General features: G+C 62.3%; 15 protein-coding genes. 5 read left to right on the forward strand and 10 right to left on the reverse strand.

Annotated features, from left to right (window positions below; translation table 11 throughout):
• The first annotated feature begins 6 nt into the window (after positions 1 to 6).
• On the forward strand, positions 7 to 651 hold the full coding sequence (locus RB548_RS16145; protein WP_331372259.1) for a DUF1007 family protein: 645 nt from the start codon (positions 7 to 9) through the stop codon (positions 649 to 651).
• Positions 645 to 1673, forward strand: coding sequence for a nickel/cobalt transporter (locus RB548_RS16150; RefSeq protein ID WP_331372260.1), 1029 nt, complete (start codon positions 645 to 647; stop codon positions 1671 to 1673). Before RB548_RS16145 ends, RB548_RS16150 begins: the two co-directional genes overlap by 7 nt.
• Before the next feature lie 142 nt (positions 1674 to 1815).
• Here the strand turns inward: RB548_RS16150 and RB548_RS16155 are convergent, their stop codons facing one another.
• The 4 genes from RB548_RS16155 to RB548_RS16170 all read right to left on the reverse strand — a co-directional run bounded on the left by RB548_RS16155 (position 1816) and on the right by RB548_RS16170 (position 4411).
• On the reverse strand, positions 1816 to 2031 hold the full coding sequence (locus RB548_RS16155; RefSeq protein WP_331372261.1) for a hypothetical protein: 216 nt from the start codon (positions 2029 to 2031) through the stop codon (positions 1816 to 1818).
• Complete coding sequence (locus RB548_RS16160; RefSeq protein WP_331372262.1) at positions 2018 to 2725, reverse strand: GNAT family N-acetyltransferase; 708 nt, start codon at positions 2723 to 2725, stop codon at positions 2018 to 2020. The genes RB548_RS16155 and RB548_RS16160 overlap by 14 nt, the downstream gene beginning before the upstream one ends.
• 150 nt (positions 2726 to 2875) lie before the next feature.
• Complete coding sequence (locus RB548_RS16165) at positions 2876 to 3580, reverse strand: tellurite resistance TerB family protein (protein ID WP_331372263.1); 705 nt, start codon at positions 3578 to 3580, stop codon at positions 2876 to 2878.
• A 192-nt stretch (positions 3581 to 3772) separates the two neighbouring features.
• The gene (locus RB548_RS16170; protein WP_331372264.1) at positions 3773 to 4411 is read right to left on the reverse strand and encodes a 2-dehydro-3-deoxy-phosphogluconate aldolase; all 639 of its coding nucleotides are present in this window, start codon (positions 4409 to 4411) and stop codon (positions 3773 to 3775) included.
• Positions 4412 to 4613: 202 nt separating this feature from the next.
• On the opposite strand from RB548_RS16170, the gene RB548_RS16175 reads away from it, so the two are divergent.
• The 3 genes from RB548_RS16175 (at position 4614) to trhO (ending at position 7171) form a co-directional block, all read left to right on the forward strand.
• The gene (locus tag RB548_RS16175) at positions 4614 to 5087 is read left to right on the forward strand and encodes a CYTH domain-containing protein (RefSeq protein ID WP_331372265.1); all 474 of its coding nucleotides are present in this window, start codon (positions 4614 to 4616) and stop codon (positions 5085 to 5087) included.
• Positions 5084 to 5992, forward strand: coding sequence for a CHAD domain-containing protein (locus RB548_RS16180; RefSeq protein WP_331372266.1), 909 nt, complete (start codon positions 5084 to 5086; stop codon positions 5990 to 5992). The genes RB548_RS16175 and RB548_RS16180 overlap by 4 nt, the downstream gene beginning before the upstream one ends.
• Before the next feature lie 204 nt (positions 5993 to 6196).
• Entirely contained in the window at positions 6197 to 7171 is a 975-nt protein-coding gene (gene trhO / locus RB548_RS16185) for an oxygen-dependent tRNA uridine(34) hydroxylase TrhO (RefSeq protein WP_331372267.1), read from the forward strand.
• Between the two features lie 104 nt (positions 7172 to 7275).
• Here the strand turns inward: trhO and RB548_RS16190 are convergent, their stop codons facing one another.
• The 6 genes from RB548_RS16190 to RB548_RS16215 all read right to left on the reverse strand — a co-directional run bounded on the left by RB548_RS16190 (position 7276) and on the right by RB548_RS16215 (position 13638).
• Positions 7276 to 7683, reverse strand: a complete 408-nt coding sequence (locus tag RB548_RS16190) for a GFA family protein (protein ID WP_331372269.1) — start codon at positions 7681 to 7683, stop codon at positions 7276 to 7278.
• A 166-nt stretch (positions 7684 to 7849) separates the two neighbouring features.
• Positions 7850 to 8626, reverse strand: coding sequence for a MetQ/NlpA family ABC transporter substrate-binding protein (locus tag RB548_RS16195; RefSeq protein WP_331372270.1), 777 nt, complete (start codon positions 8624 to 8626; stop codon positions 7850 to 7852).
• A gap of 38 nt (positions 8627 to 8664) precedes the next feature.
• A complete protein-coding gene (locus RB548_RS16200) occupies positions 8665 to 9330 on the reverse strand; it encodes a methionine ABC transporter permease (RefSeq protein ID WP_331372271.1) in 666 nt (221 codons plus the stop codon).
• Complete coding sequence (locus RB548_RS16205; protein WP_331372272.1) at positions 9320 to 10399, reverse strand: methionine ABC transporter ATP-binding protein; 1080 nt, start codon at positions 10397 to 10399, stop codon at positions 9320 to 9322. Before RB548_RS16205 ends, RB548_RS16200 begins: the two co-directional genes overlap by 11 nt.
• A 482-nt stretch (positions 10400 to 10881) precedes the next feature.
• Entirely contained in the window at positions 10882 to 12255 is a 1374-nt protein-coding gene (locus RB548_RS16210; RefSeq protein ID WP_331372273.1) for a GH1 family beta-glucosidase, read from the reverse strand.
• A gap of 198 nt (positions 12256 to 12453) precedes the next feature.
• Positions 12454 to 13638 carry a Gfo/Idh/MocA family protein gene (locus tag RB548_RS16215; protein ID WP_331372274.1) on the reverse strand — a complete coding sequence of 395 codons (1185 nt, stop codon included), beginning with the start codon at positions 13636 to 13638 and terminating at the stop codon, positions 12454 to 12456.
• Positions 13639 to 13804: the final 166 nt, after the last annotated feature.

The raw sequence follows: 13804 nt of genomic DNA on the forward strand, positions 1-13804 counted from the left end.
CACCCCATGAGAACAAAGTGCCTCGCCATCGCCGGCCTTGCCACGCTTTTCGCGCCCGCATTGGCTGTCGCGCATCCGCACATTTTCGCCGAAGCGCGGTTGGAGATCGTTTCCGACGACAAGGGCGAGATCGGCGAACTGCGCAACGTCTGGCGCTTCGACGAGCTGTTTTCCGCAAGCGTCGTACTCGACTTCGACAAGAACTCGAACGCGACCCTCGACCCGGACGAGCTCAAGGAGGTCGGCCAGACGGTTCTCGAATCTCTTTCGGAATACAATTACTACACGACGATTCTCGACAACGGGAAATCCGTGAAGGTGAACAAGCCCGACAGCATTACCGTCGACTACAAGGACAACCAGCTCCTGATGATCTTCGCGGTGAAGCCGGCAGAAGCGATGCCGCTCAAGGGCAAACTCTCCTTCGGCGTCTACGATCCGACGATGTACACGGCGATGGACTTCCCGACCGACAACGATCTCTTGGTCGTCGGCGAGAAGATCGAGGCCTGCGAGCATAAGGTGGTCAGGCCCGATCCCGACGAAGTGCTCGCAGAAAACAAGGACACCCTGACCGACGCCTTCTGGAACGACCCGACCGGCACCGACATGTCGAAGCTCTTTGCAACGAGGATCGAGGTCACATGCTGAACGCACGCAGGATTGGCGGACCGCTAGCGGCTGCGCTTTTGCTGGCGGCCCTTTCCGCAACAGCGGCCGCGGCCCAGTCGCCGCTCGGCATCGGCACCGCCGAACCGTCGGTCCAGACGACGGGTTTCCTCGGCGGTTTCTTTGCCTGGGTGAACACGGAGCAGCAGGGCTTCTACCGGATGCTGACCGGCACGCTCAAGGGCATGCGCGAGAACCCGTGGCAGCTCTGGTCGCTGATCGGCCTCTCCTTCGCCTATGGCGTGTTCCACGCGGCGGGTCCCGGACATGGCAAGGCAGTCATTTCCTCCTACATGATCGCCAACGAGACGGAACTTCGCCGCGGCGTCGTTCTCTCCTTTCTCTCGTCGATCCTGCAAGGCGTAGTGGCGATCCTCCTGATCGGCGCCGTCTATCTCCTGTTGCGCGGCTCATCGATCAGCATGACCGACGCCACCCACTCGCTTGAGGTCGCAAGCTACGCGCTGATCGCGGCGTTCGGAGGCTGGCTGGTCTTTCGCAAGCTGCGCTCGATGGGGCGCCCGGCTCCTGCCTCAACCGTCGACGCGCACACGGGGCACGGCCACCACCACGATCATCATGACCATGACGGTCACCACCATCATCACGCCCACGCTTCCGGCGAGGTCTGCGCGACCTGCGGGCATGCCCATGCGCCGGACCCGGCCATGCTGAAGGGGGATCGTTTTGCGCTGAGCGAAGCCTGGTCCGCCGTCGTCGCCGTCGGCCTGCGTCCCTGCTCCGGCGCCTTGATCGTGCTCTCCTTCGCGCTTTTGAACGGACTCTATCTCGGTGGAGTTCTCTCGGTCTTCGCCATGTCGATCGGCACGGCGATCACGGTTTCCATCCTCGCCACCATGGCCGTCACCGCCAAGAGTTTCGCGCTCCGCTACGCCTCGAGCGGTTCGGCTGCCGCACGCATTTCCAACGGCATCGAGATCGCCGGTGCCGCGATGGTGCTGGTGCTTGGACTTGTGCTGCTGGGGGCTGCACTGCAGGGATAGAGCAAGTCCAGGATTTACTAGAGCGCCGTGCGTTCAAGTGAACGCACAAAGGACGCTCTAGCACTTTGATTCTAGAGCATCTTATCCGCTTTCAGTGATTCCACTTGAAAGCGGGATGCACTAGCTTCCGAGGGTAGGTGATTTACGGCCCGCGTCGGTGCTGATAGCGGGCGCGCAGCCAGAAAATCAGGAAGAAGCCGAGGACGAAGAGGGCGCCGAAGGCAGCGGCGAGCCATGGCGAAATATCGCCGAGCCAAAGCATCATCGACGGTAAGGCGAAGAAGCCGACGGCGACGGCGGCAAGAATAACCGCGGCCGCGATTGCGGCGGATCTTTCCTTTTTCTCAGGCGGATTCAAGTTCGCTCCTTGCCTTCATGTCGGCGCGAATATCCTTGAGGCACCGCTTCTGCCTGCCATCGCCGTAGAAGTTCTCGGGCGACAGCCAGGCTTCGAATGCAGCCTTGATGAGCGGCCACTCGCTGTCGATGATCGAGAACCAGGCGGTATCGCGGTTGGCGTGCTTCGAAATCATATGCTGGCGGAAAATGCCTTCGAACGTGAAACCTAGGCGCGCCGCCGTGGTGCGGCTCGGTTGGTTCTCGCTGTGGCATTTCCATTCGTATCGGCGATAGCCGAGGTCCTCGAAAACATGCCGAGCCATCAGGTATTGCGCCTCCGTCGACAGCGTCGAGCGCGCCATCAGAGGGCCGTGCGCAACGGCGCCGACTTCCACGACGCCGTTGGCGGGGTCCGCGCGCATATAGTTCGCCATGCCGACGACCTTGCCGGTCGACTTGTCGCGGAACACTTCGGTGACCCAGCCGGATTTCTCCTGCGCCGCCGTCAGCCACGCGTCGAATGCTTCGATGCCGGAAAAGTCGTCCTGGGTGAAATACTTCAGCAGCGGGTTGATGGCCAAGCCGCCGAAGGCGTCGTCCCAGAGCGCCTTCAGGTGCTGGGCACGGTCATAGGGTTCCAGCCGAACGTTTCGGCCCTCGATGAAAACCGGCCGCGGGGCCGGACATCCCTTCCAGTTGGAAAGATCGCGCATCAACCACTCCGAATCCTTGTCTGTTCCGCAGATAGGGCAGATGCGGAACGGTTACAAATTCAAACTGGTGATGAAATCATGAAGCGATCGCGCGCCGCGCGTCTTCCTGCCTCGAGGAGGCGGCGCATTCGGTTAAGGCACACGCGGCGGTCAGGCCGGGATTTTGGCCCCCGAAACCGTCGCCTCGATGTGATCGACGAGCGCGTCGGGAAGCCCGAGACGGCCGGCGAGCAGGTCGAGATAGCCGCGTTCTGCCCGGCTCTCCGGTTCGATCGCGAGGCGCGACGCGGTGTAGATCTCCACGCGCTGCTCCTCCGTCGTGGCGGCGGCGACGATCGCATCGAGATCGACCGGATTGGCGAGTTCCGCTTCGAGGAAGGCCGCCGCGTCGGCCGAGAGGCCGGAAACCGACAGCTTGTCCATGATGTGGCCGCGCTCGGTCTCGTCGATATGGCCGTCGGCACGCGAAGCGGCGATCATGGCACGCACCAGGATCAGGGCAAAATCGTTGCTCACCGCTGCCGGTGCCGTGAAGCCGGAGTCGGACGGCGGCGGCAAGAGTTCCGGCGTCGACTGCGCGGCCGGTTCGGCGGCCGGCGCCTTGCCGGCCTGATAGTTCTTGTAAGCTTGATAGCCAAGCCCCGCGATCGCAGCGAGGCCGCCGAGCACGGCCGCATTGCCCGCGAGCTGACGGCCGGACTTCGTTCCGAGAAGAACCGCCGCAATGGCGCCTGTGGCAAGCGGATTGTCTTTGGCGAGCTTCGTCACCTGGTCGGCCCGGTCGCGGACCGTGCCGCCGGCACCCGGCACCTGCGAACCCAAGAACTGATCCAGCAACTTCTTCGCGTCGAACATGGCTTCGCTCCTCTTTGGTTACCGCGACGGCAAAAAAAGCTCTCCCGCTCCGGCATCATTGTCAGCGGATTGAGACATAGGAACGTTGCGAGGAAAATACAAATTCACGTCGAAGATGAAAAAGCCGGGCAAATGCCCGGCCGTTGCACATCTCGGTTACCCTAAGCGCCGTGCGTCTGATCCGTCGCGCGATCACCCCTTCAGAGCGTACGCTTCTGCGGCAAGTTTCGTGATGCCAGCCCAATCTCCCTTCGCCACCAGTTCCTTCGGCGCCACCCAGGAGCCACCGACACAGACGACGTTCGGCAGCGACAGGTAGTCACGCGCATTGCCAAGCGAGATGCCGCCGGTCGGGCAGAACAGGGTGCCGGCGAGCGGCGAGGAAAGCGACTTCAGATAGGCGGCACCGCCCGCCTGCTCGGCCGGAAAGAACTTCATGACCTGATAGCCTTCCTCGCGCAGCCCCATCACTTCGCTCGCCGTCGCCGCCCCCGGCAGCAGCGGCACGTCGTGGTCATTGGCAACTTCGATCAATTCCTGGGTCGTGCCGGGGCTAACGATGAACTGCGATCCTGCCTCGACCGCCTGCTCGAACTGGCCGGCATTGAGGATCGTGCCGGCACCGGCGACGGCGCCCTCGACCTCGGTGGCAACCGCGCGGATCGCATCCAGCGCCGCCTGGGTGCGCAGCGTGATCTCGATCGCCTTCAAACCGCCGGCGACGAGTGCCCGCGCCAACGGCACGGCGGTCGCCGCATCGTCGATGACCAGCACCGGAACCACCGGTTGCAGCTTGAGGATGGAGAGAAGCTTGTCGGTTTTCGCGCTCATGCCGGTCACCCTTTTAAAACGATTGAATGCTGCGCCTCGCATACTCCCCCCGGCCGCCCTTGTCGAGACCGAAGGTCGTGAACACAACCTCGCCTTATAACAGCGGAAAATAAAATATCATCGGCAACAAAGAGATGGCTTGAGCGTTGGTGATAAAACGATAACTTATCCGCGGTCCACCTCTCGAAATGGCGGGAAATCCATGGCGAAGGAGATAGAGCGTAAGTTTCTCGTCGCTTCCAGCGGCTGGCAGGAGCACGCAGACAAGGGCATAAGACTGCAACAAGCATACATCGTCACCATGGAAGACCGCTCCGTCCGTGTGCGAATCCATGGCAACAAATGGGCGCGCCTGACCATCAAGATCGGCAAGTCGGCGCTGGTCCGCAACGAATACGAATACGATCTGCCCATGGACGACGCCCGCGAACTGCTGACCCAGGCGGTCGGCATCGTTATCGAAAAGCGCCGCTATCGCGTGCCGCACAAGGGTTTTACCTGGGAAGTCGACGTCTACGAAGGGGCGCTCGCGGGACTTGTCGTCGCCGAGGTCGAGATGAAGCGGGAAACGGATCTGCCCGCGCTGCCGCAGTGGCTGGGGCGCGAGATTACCGGAGACCGCCGCTATTCCAACCAGGCGCTTGCTACAGAGGGGCTGCTGGAAGCGCAATCATGAGTTATGCGTTCAATCCGGACCGACCTTTCACTGAGGATTTCCGGGCCGTCGGCGCCGAGCAGATCGAGCGAGCGGTGACGGTCCTCCAGGATCAGCCGGACGGCGTGCACGAGGCGATCCACGACGCCCGCAAGAATTTCAAGCACCTGCGTTCGCTCTACCGGCTCGTCTCCGCCGACGCGTCCGATTTCCACAAGCAGGAAAATGCGCGCATCCGCGACATGGCGCGCAATCTCTCGAACGTGCGCGACGCGGCAGCGCTTGTCGAGAACGCCAACTATCTGCGCACCCATGCGGCAAGCGAAGAGCAGCAGGTCGCGCTCGACAAGGTCTGCTCGATCCTGGCGGCACGACGCGACCGGATCGCCGAGAACGAAACGGATCTGGACGGAAAGATCGAGGCGACCATCGCCAATTGCGAAGAGGCGCTTGCGGCGCTGGCCGATGTTTCCTTCGACGACGGGAGGCGCAAAACCGCGCGCCGTCTGGAGAAGGGTTGGCGGCGAACGCTGAAGCGGGCTGCACGCGCCAGGGCGGCCTGCAAGAGTGACACCGATCCCGCAGTCTTCCACGAACTGCGCAAGCGCGCGCAGGACTATCGCTTGCAACTGGCGCTGCTGCGTGCGGTATGGCCCTCGGCGATGCAGGCCAAAAGAGCCGACACGAAAGAGATGGTCGACGTGCTCGGCCATTTGAACGACCTCGCGACGTTGACGTCGCTGATCAACGAGCAGCCGGAACTGGCCGGCGACAGCCAGAACCAGGCGCAATTGCTCTCCGCCGTCATGGCCCGGCAAGAGCAATTGCGGCATGACGCTTTGCGCCAGGCGAAGGCTGTCTTCCTCGACAAACCGAAGAGCGAGAGCCGCACGGTGGAATTGCTCTGGCTCGAGGCAGGGCGCTAGAGCGGAAGCTCACACGCGCGGGCAATTTGCCCCCATCCGTCTGCCGGCAGCTTCTCTCCGCAAACGAGGCGAAGGCGCTTGCGGCGCGCTCCCACTTGCCTCTCCCCGCGTGCGGGGGTGAGGGGCAATCTTAGGCAAGGCGCAATCTGAGGTGCGATTCGCCGCAATTGCGCTTGGCGTCCGAAAGCTGTATTTGCGGAGCCCATGACCGACATATCCACGACAGCGCGCCCAAAGACGCAAGGTCCAGAGGCACGAGGCGCAGAGGCACAGGGCCAGTTCCTGGTGGCAGCGCTTTACCATTTCGTTTCCTTCCCGCGCTTTGCCGATTTCCGCGAGCCGCTGCAGGCGGTCTGCGACGCGAACGGTGTGAAGGGTACGCTGCTCGTCGCGCATGAGGGCATCAACGGCACGATCGCCGGCTCCGACGACGGCATTGCCGCGGTACTCGCCTACCTGCGTGGGCAGCCGGAACTCACCCGTCTCGAACACAAGGAAAGCCGCGCTTCGGCGATGCCGTTCCTGCGCATGAAGGTGCGGCTCAAGAAAGAGATCGTCACCATGGGCGTCGAGGATATCGACCCCAACAAGGTGGTCGGCACCTATGTCGAGCCGAAGGATTGGAACGCGCTGATCTCCGATCCGGACACGCTGGTGATCGACACGCGCAACGATTACGAGACGGCGATCGGCCTTTTCCGCGGCGCCGTCGACCCGAAGACCAAGACCTTCCGCGAATTTCCCGATTGGGTACGCAACAATACCGGCCTGCACAACAAGCCGAAGATCGCGATGTATTGCACCGGCGGTATTCGTTGCGAGAAGGCGACGGCTTTCATGAAGGAGCAGGGCTTCGAAGAGGTCTATCACCTGAAAGGCGGCATCCTCAAATATCTCGAGGAGATCCCCGAAACGCAAAGCCTCTGGGACGGTGCATGCTTCGTCTTCGACGAGCGCGTTTCCGTTACCCACGGCCTCGCAGAAGGCGAGCACACGCTCTGCCATGCCTGCCGCCAGCCCCTGACGGCGGAAGACCTGTTATCTCCTCTCCACGAGGAAGGCGTCTCCTGCATCCATTGTCATGAGACCCGCACCGACGAGGACCGCGAGCGCTATCGCGAACGGCAGAAGCAGATCGCACTGGCGAAAAAGCGCGGCGAGCGGCATTTGGGAAGCTGAGGCGGCATTCGGGCCTCGGCGGGCATTTCCCACTGGTCAGCCGAGCACATCCCCCACTGCCCCTGCCGGGCATCTCGGCCGCTCGAAGATGCCCGCCGCGCCGGTCAACCCGGCAACGTTTCACACTCGTCGACAGCGATGACAAGCCTGTCCCAATGCGGGCGGCTGCGCGTGAATACCGCATCGGTCGGCTGGAACAACGATGTGTCGTCCAACGTGCCGGCATAGATCGTCCACCGATCGTCACCGGGCGGACCGCCGCTAAAGATCTGGCTTCCACAAGTGGAGCAGAAGTAGCGGATCGTGACGTTGCCGCTCTCGGCCCGCTTCTGGTACGGCCGGACCTCGCCGGTGAAGCCGACGTCTGCACGCGAGAAGATCATGTAGCAGCAATGGCCGGTTCCGGTCGCCCTCTGGCAATCACGGCAATGGCAGAAGCCGGAATAGAGAGGCGCGTTCCTTGCCTCGTAGCGCACCGCGCCGCAGAGGCATCCACCCTTTATAGCACTCATGTCATGTCCTCCCGGAAACGCCCGGAGGATAACGAAGCGGATTTCGCGGTCAAAGAAAAACCGCGCGCCGACGTACGGCGCGCGGTCCATCATAAGTTGGAGCGGGATGCGGGCGGAAAACCGCTCACACTTTTCCTCATCCCGCTCTTCTGTTCAACGAACAGGCTTACCAGCTAGGGATGAGTGCTCCCTTGAAGGTATCGACGATGAAGGCTTTGACGCTGTCGTCGTGATAGGATTCGACGAGCGTCTTCACCCAGGGCGCGTCCTTATCCGCCGCACGCACCGCAATGACGTTGGCATACGGAGACTTCTCGCTTTCGATGGCGATGGCGTCCTCCTTGGGATGAAGGTCGGCCTCGAGCGCGTAGTTGGTGTTGATCACGGCCGCGTCGACATCGGCGAGCGAGCGCGGAAGCTGGGCCGCATCGAGTTCGGCGAACTGGATGTTCTTCGGATTTTCCGTCACGTCGGCTGGAGTGGCCTTCAGCCCGGCATCCGGATTGACTTTGATGAGACCCTTCGACGCGAGGACCAGGAGCGCGCGGCCGCCGTTGGTCGGATCGTTCGGAATGGCGATCGTCGCACCGTCCTGCAGCTCGTCGAGGCTCTTCACCTTGTTCGAATAGACACCCATCGGCGTGGTGATGGTCAGGCCCACGCTGACGATATCGTAGCCTCGATCGGCGATCTGGTTGTCGAGATAGGGCTGGTGCTGGAAGGAATTGGCGTTGAGTTCACCATCAGCGAGCGCCTGGTTCGGAACCACATAGTCGGAGAATTCGAGGATCTCGATGTCGAGCCCCTTGGGAGCGGCGACTTCCTTCACCTTCTCCATGATCTGGGCATGCTCGCCCGGGGTTACGCCGACCTTGATGGTCTCTGCGAGCGCCGTGCCGGCAGCAAGGGCGGCGAAGGCCGCCGCCAGAATAAGCTTTTTCATGATTGTCTCCTTATTTGCTGTTTGGAGTCCTGGGAGGATCAGTTCCTGCGGCTGCGCTTGTCGAACCGGCGCGCCAGGCCATCGCCGGCGCTCTGGACGACCTGCACCAGCACGATGAGCACGACGACGACGATCAGCATCACATCCGGCATGAAGCGCTGGTAGCCATAACGGATGCCGAGATCGCCGAGACCGCCGCCGCCAACGGCGCCGACCATCGCCGAATAGCCGATGAGGCTGACGATGGTCATGGTGAGCGCCAGCGTCAGCGCCGGACGAGCCTCGGCCAGAAGCACCTTGAAGACGATCTGCGTCGGCGTCGCACCCATGGCGCGGGCGGCCTCGATCAGCCCCTTGTCGATGTCGCGGATGGCCGCCTCGACCAACCGCGCGAAGAAGGGAATGGTCGCGATGGTCAGGGGCACGATCGCCGCTTTCGTGCCGATCGAGGTACCGGTGACAAGCCGCGTGAAAGGAATGATAGCGACGACGAGGATGATGAAGGGCGTCGAGCGCGTTGCGTTGACGATCAGCCCGACGATGCGGTTGAAGTTGGGCGCCGGAAACAGCTCCCCCTTGCCGCTGGTCGCGAGGAAAATGCCGATCGGCAGGCCGATCAGCGAGCCGATCAGGCCGGCGATCGCCACCATGCGCAGCGTGTCGAGCGTGGCCTTGCCTATAAGCAGCAGAAGATCAGGCGACATAGCCGAGCACCTCCGTGACCAGTCCGTTCTCGGTGAAGAACCGCTCCGCCCTGCCCGATGTTTCCGCGTCCGTAGCATAGGCAACGACGAGCGAGCCATAGGGCTTGCCGCCGATTTCGTCGATCGTTCCGGCAATGATGTTGACCTCGGCGCCGACCGACTTGATGAGTTGTGAAATCAGCGGCCGTTCCGCCGTCGCACCGAAGAAGGTGAGGCGCACCACGGCACGATCGCCGGCGCTCGCGGCGGGCCTCAGGCCACGCGCAACGGCATCCGGCAGCTTCGAGCCAGGCAGGCCGGACAAGAGCGCACGCGTTGTCTCGTGCTTAGGATGAGTGAAAACGTCGAAGGTATGGCCGCGTTCGACGATTTCGCCCTTGTCTATGACGGCCACATCCGACGTGACCGCCTTCACCACTTCCATCTCATGGGTGATGAGCAGTACGGTCAGCCCCAGCTCGGCATTGATCCGCTTCAAGAGTTCGAGGATAGACTGGGTCGTTTCCGGATCGAGCGCCGACGTCGCCTCGTCTGAAAGCAGCAGCTTCGGCTCGGTCGCTAGCGCCCGGGCAATACCGATGCGCTGCTTCTGGCCGCCGGAAAGTTCGGCCGGGTAGCGGGCGTGCTTGTCGGCGAGGCCGACGAGGTCGAGAAGCGGCCGCACGCGCGCTTCGATGGCACGGCGATCCACGCCGGCAATCTCCAGCGGCAGCGCGACATTGCCGAAGACGGTGCGAGACGAGAGCAGGTTGAAATGCTGAAAGATCATGCCGACGGAACGTCGGAGATTGCGCAAGCCGGCCTCGTCAAGCCCGCCCACATCGACGGCGTCGACGAGGACCTTGCCGCTCGACGGCTTCTCAAGGCCATTCACCAGCCGGATCAGCGTCGACTTGCCGGCGCCGGAACGGCCGATGATGCCGGTGATCGAGCCACGCCCCACGGCGAGGCTGACATTGTTGAGGGCGGTAAAGGCACCGCTCTCGCCGGACGCTGCAAAACGCTTGGAAACGCCGTCGAAGACGACGGCAGCGTCGCCAGCAGAGGGTTCGGAAGAAGGAAAAGTCATTGTCCGGTCGCCCCCATAAGAGGGATCACAGCGATGGAAGGATACATGATGCTCTCGGATGTTCGAAATTCTGGTCCCGGACGAATAGGCGGGGAAGGGAAAGCGTGTCTGGTCAGGCCGACATTCGACAACGCATTCGGAACACGGAGCAACTCTCTATCATCGGACAACCGGTCGGTTCAACGCCTCCGTGGCATGGCTGCCATGCCATGGAACATGGCTTCTTATGACGGCAGGCGGACCCGTTTCACAGGTACATTTTTGCGAAGCCACGCAGGCTGGAGCAAAAGTCTACTCTTTTTATCCAGAACGGTCGCGGCCAGAGCGGGTTAGCGATCACCGCAGTCGTTGCGTACTCGCACCGTAGCTGTCCACACGACCTAGAGCAATTCCAGGAAAAGTGCGTAACGGTTTTCCGTCCGGAATTGCGTGGTTTCAAGGAGTTAGATCATTTCAGTGTTTCAGTGAAACAATGAAATGATCTAAGCTGTCCTGTGGTTACCCTTCGGGAACTGATCCGCCAATTCCTTGTACCAGTGGCCGCTCTTCTTGATCGTGCGGACCTGCGTCTCGTAGTCCACATGGACGATGCCGAAGCGCATCCGGTAGCCCTCGGCCCATTCGAAATTATCCATCAGGCTCCAGGCGAAATAGCCACGCATCGGATAGCCCTTGGCGATAAGGTCCGCGGTGACCGACAGGTGGTCGGCGATGTAGTCGAGTCGCGGCTGATCGTCGACGACGCCGTTCTCGACCCCCATGTTGTAGCAGGCGCCATTCTCGGTGATGTAGCAGTCGGGCAGCTTGTAGTGGGCATTGAGCGTTTCGACGAGCGTGCCGAGCGCCGGCGCATAGACTTCCCAGCCGATATCGGTCTTCACTTCGCTGACCGGCTTGGCATTGACTGTTGCCGGGTATTCCGCGCCCTTGGTCGGATCATCGGAGACCCGCATCGGCGTGTAGTAGTTGAGGCCCCACCAATCGAGCGGCTGCGCGATCGTCGCCATGTCGCCGTCCTCGATCAGCGGCATCCGACTGCCAAGCGCCGACAGGAAACCCTCAGGGTATTCGCCCTTGAAGATCGGGCCAAAGAAGACGCCATTGTGGAAGTCGAACGCGCGCTCGGCCGCGGCCTTGTCCATGGCGCTGGTGCTGCCCGGATAGACCGAATGGGCGTTGATGACGATGCCCGTCGGCAGGCGCGAGCTCTCGGAGCGGATCGCCTCGACGCCAAGGCCATGGGCGAGATTGGTGAAGTGGAGCGCGGCGAGCGCCGCATCCATGTTGCGCTCGCCCGGGGCGTGAATGCCGTAGAGATGGCTGAGCCATACCGAACACCAGGGCTCGTTGAAGGTGGCGACCGCATCGAGCCTGTCGCCGAGGCGGGCGATGACGGTCTTGGCATAGCGTTGGTAGGCGTAGGCGGTCGTGCGCGCCGTCCAGCCGCCGTCGCCCATTAGCGCGAGCGGCAGGTCCCAATGATACAGGGTCGCGAAGGCATTGATGCCGCGGGCTTTCAAGCCGTCGACAAGCCGGTCGTAGAAATCGAGGCCCTTCTCGTTGATCGGTCCGGTGCCCTCCGGAACTATGCGCGGCCAGGCGATCGAGAAGCGATAGGCTTCGACGCCCAGGCTCTTGATAAGATCGAGATCCTGCTCCAGCCGATTGTAATGATCGCAAGCGACGTCGCCGTTGTGGCGCTCGAAGACGCGGCCCGGCATGTTGGAAAAGGCATCCCAGATGGATGGCTTGCGCCCATCCGCCTTGCTCGCCCCCTCGATCTGGAACGATGCGGTGGCTACTCCGAAGACAAAGTCTCCAGGGAAGCGTTCTGCGAGTTTCTTGGCTTCGATCATTGTTCAGCCTCGTCGTCTGCGCAGCCGCACGCCGAGACCGACGCTGCTGCATTTTTGTCGGGTAGAGCGGGATACAGCCGGAAAACCGCACACGCTTTCCTCATCCAGCTCTTGTTTTCGAACGTGGCCTAAACCCCCAACGGCAAATGTCAACCCGCGAAAAGGGCGGGACTTCCCGCCCTCCTCGACCCGTCTAGGTCAGACCTTGATCCAGGTGCCGTTGCGCTTCGAGGACTGCACGCAGGCATCGACGAAGACCATGCCCTTCATGCCGTCATCGATCGTCGGATAGGTGACGGCCGCATCCACCTTCTCGCCGTTGCGCTTGGCGAAAATCGCCCGTGCGGCTTCCGAGTAGATATTGGCGAAGCCTTCGAGATAACCTTCCGGATGGCCGGAGGGCACGCGCGAGACGCGGGCGGCCGCGGGCCCGGCACCGGCACCGGCGCGCGTCAGCAGGCGCTTCGGCTCGCCAAAGGGCGTATACCAGAGATAGTTCGGGTCCTTCTGCGTCCATTCGAGGCCGCCCTTGGTGCCGTAGACTCGAACCATCAGGCCGTTCTCATGGCCGGGTGCGACCTGGCTACACCAGAGCATGCCCTTGGCGCGCGCGCCGTGCTTTGCCTTGAAACGCATCATCACATGGGCATTGTCGTCGAGCTGGCGCCCGCCGACGAAGCTGTCGAGATCGGCGGAGAGCTCCTCGAGTTCGAGACCGGAGACGAAGCAGCCGAGGTTGTAGGCGTGGGTGCCGATGTCACCGGTGGAACCGCCGGCGCCGGACCGGGCCGGATCGGTACGCCATGCGGCCTGCTTCTGGCCGGATTCCTCGATGTTCTCCGTCAGCCAGTCCTGCGGATATTCCATCTGCACGAGCCGGACGGCGCCGATATCGCCGTTCGCCACCATTTCGCGCGCCTGGCGAACCATCGGATAGCCAGTGTAATTGTGCGTCAGCACGAACAGCGCATCGCTTTCGTCTGCCGCCTTCTTGAGCTTTTTCGCATCGGCGAGCGTCGAAGTCAGCGGCTTGTCGCAGATGACGTGGATGCCGCGCTTCAGAAACTCCTTGGCGGCGGCGTAGTGGACATGGTTGGGCGTTACGATCGCCACCGCCTCGATCCCGTCCTTGAGCTTCGCCTCGCGGATCGCCATCTCCTTGAAGTCCGAATAGACGCGCTTCGGATCGAGCCCCAGTTCACGGCCGGAGGCTTGCGCCTTTTCCGGCGTCGACGACAGCGCGCCCGCGACGAGCTCGTAATGATCATCGAGCCTTGCCGCGATGCGATGGACCGCTCCGATGAAGGCGCCGGAACCGCCACCAACCATGCCAAGCCGGATGCGCTTTTGACGACTTTCCGTGCTTCTTCCCTCTATTGCCATCGTATTCTTCCTCTCCTGAAGTGTTTGCGGTTGCCATTGCCCCTCATCCGCCTGCCACCAGTCCTTCTCCCCGCAAGCGGGGAGAAGGACTGGTGGCAACGCCTCCCCTCGCGTCGGTGGGGCGCGTCCCCTCTCCCCGCGTGCGGGGAGAGGGTTAGGGTGAGGG

This window comes from Sinorhizobium chiapasense, assembly GCF_036488675.1.
Lineage (GTDB): Bacteria > Pseudomonadota > Alphaproteobacteria > Rhizobiales > Rhizobiaceae > Sinorhizobium > Sinorhizobium chiapasense.

What these genes read in the sequence shown, in the direction of transcription:
- RB548_RS16210 (WP_331372273.1), bottom strand. Translation starts at nt 12,255, where the DNA reads ATGATCGAAGCCAAGAAACTCGCAGAACGCTTCCCTGGAGACTTTGTC.
- trhO (WP_331372267.1), top strand. Translation starts at nt 6,197, where the DNA reads ATGACCGACATATCCACGACAGCGCGCCCAAAGACGCAAGGTCCAGAG.
- RB548_RS16145 (WP_331372259.1), top strand. Translation starts at nt 7, where the DNA reads ATGAGAACAAAGTGCCTCGCCATCGCCGGCCTTGCCACGCTTTTCGCG.
- RB548_RS16150 (WP_331372260.1), top strand. Translation starts at nt 645, where the DNA reads ATGCTGAACGCACGCAGGATTGGCGGACCGCTAGCGGCTGCGCTTTTG.
- RB548_RS16195 (WP_331372270.1), bottom strand. Translation starts at nt 8,626, where the DNA reads ATGAAAAAGCTTATTCTGGCGGCGGCCTTCGCCGCCCTTGCTGCCGGC.
- RB548_RS16190 (WP_331372269.1), bottom strand. Translation starts at nt 7,683, where the DNA reads ATGAGTGCTATAAAGGGTGGATGCCTCTGCGGCGCGGTGCGCTACGAG.
- RB548_RS16175 (WP_331372265.1), top strand. Translation starts at nt 4,614, where the DNA reads ATGGCGAAGGAGATAGAGCGTAAGTTTCTCGTCGCTTCCAGCGGCTGG.
- RB548_RS16170 (WP_331372264.1), bottom strand. Translation starts at nt 4,411, where the DNA reads ATGAGCGCGAAAACCGACAAGCTTCTCTCCATCCTCAAGCTGCAACCG.
- RB548_RS16200 (WP_331372271.1), bottom strand. Translation starts at nt 9,330, where the DNA reads ATGTCGCCTGATCTTCTGCTGCTTATAGGCAAGGCCACGCTCGACACG.
- RB548_RS16160 (WP_331372262.1), bottom strand. Translation starts at nt 2,725, where the DNA reads ATGCGCGATCTTTCCAACTGGAAGGGATGTCCGGCCCCGCGGCCGGTT.
- RB548_RS16165 (WP_331372263.1), bottom strand. Translation starts at nt 3,580, where the DNA reads ATGTTCGACGCGAAGAAGTTGCTGGATCAGTTCTTGGGTTCGCAGGTG.
- RB548_RS16205 (WP_331372272.1), bottom strand. Translation starts at nt 10,399, where the DNA reads ATGACTTTTCCTTCTTCCGAACCCTCTGCTGGCGACGCTGCCGTCGTC.
- RB548_RS16215 (WP_331372274.1), bottom strand. Translation starts at nt 13,638, where the DNA reads ATGGCAATAGAGGGAAGAAGCACGGAAAGTCGTCAAAAGCGCATCCGG.
- RB548_RS16180 (WP_331372266.1), top strand. Translation starts at nt 5,084, where the DNA reads ATGAGTTATGCGTTCAATCCGGACCGACCTTTCACTGAGGATTTCCGG.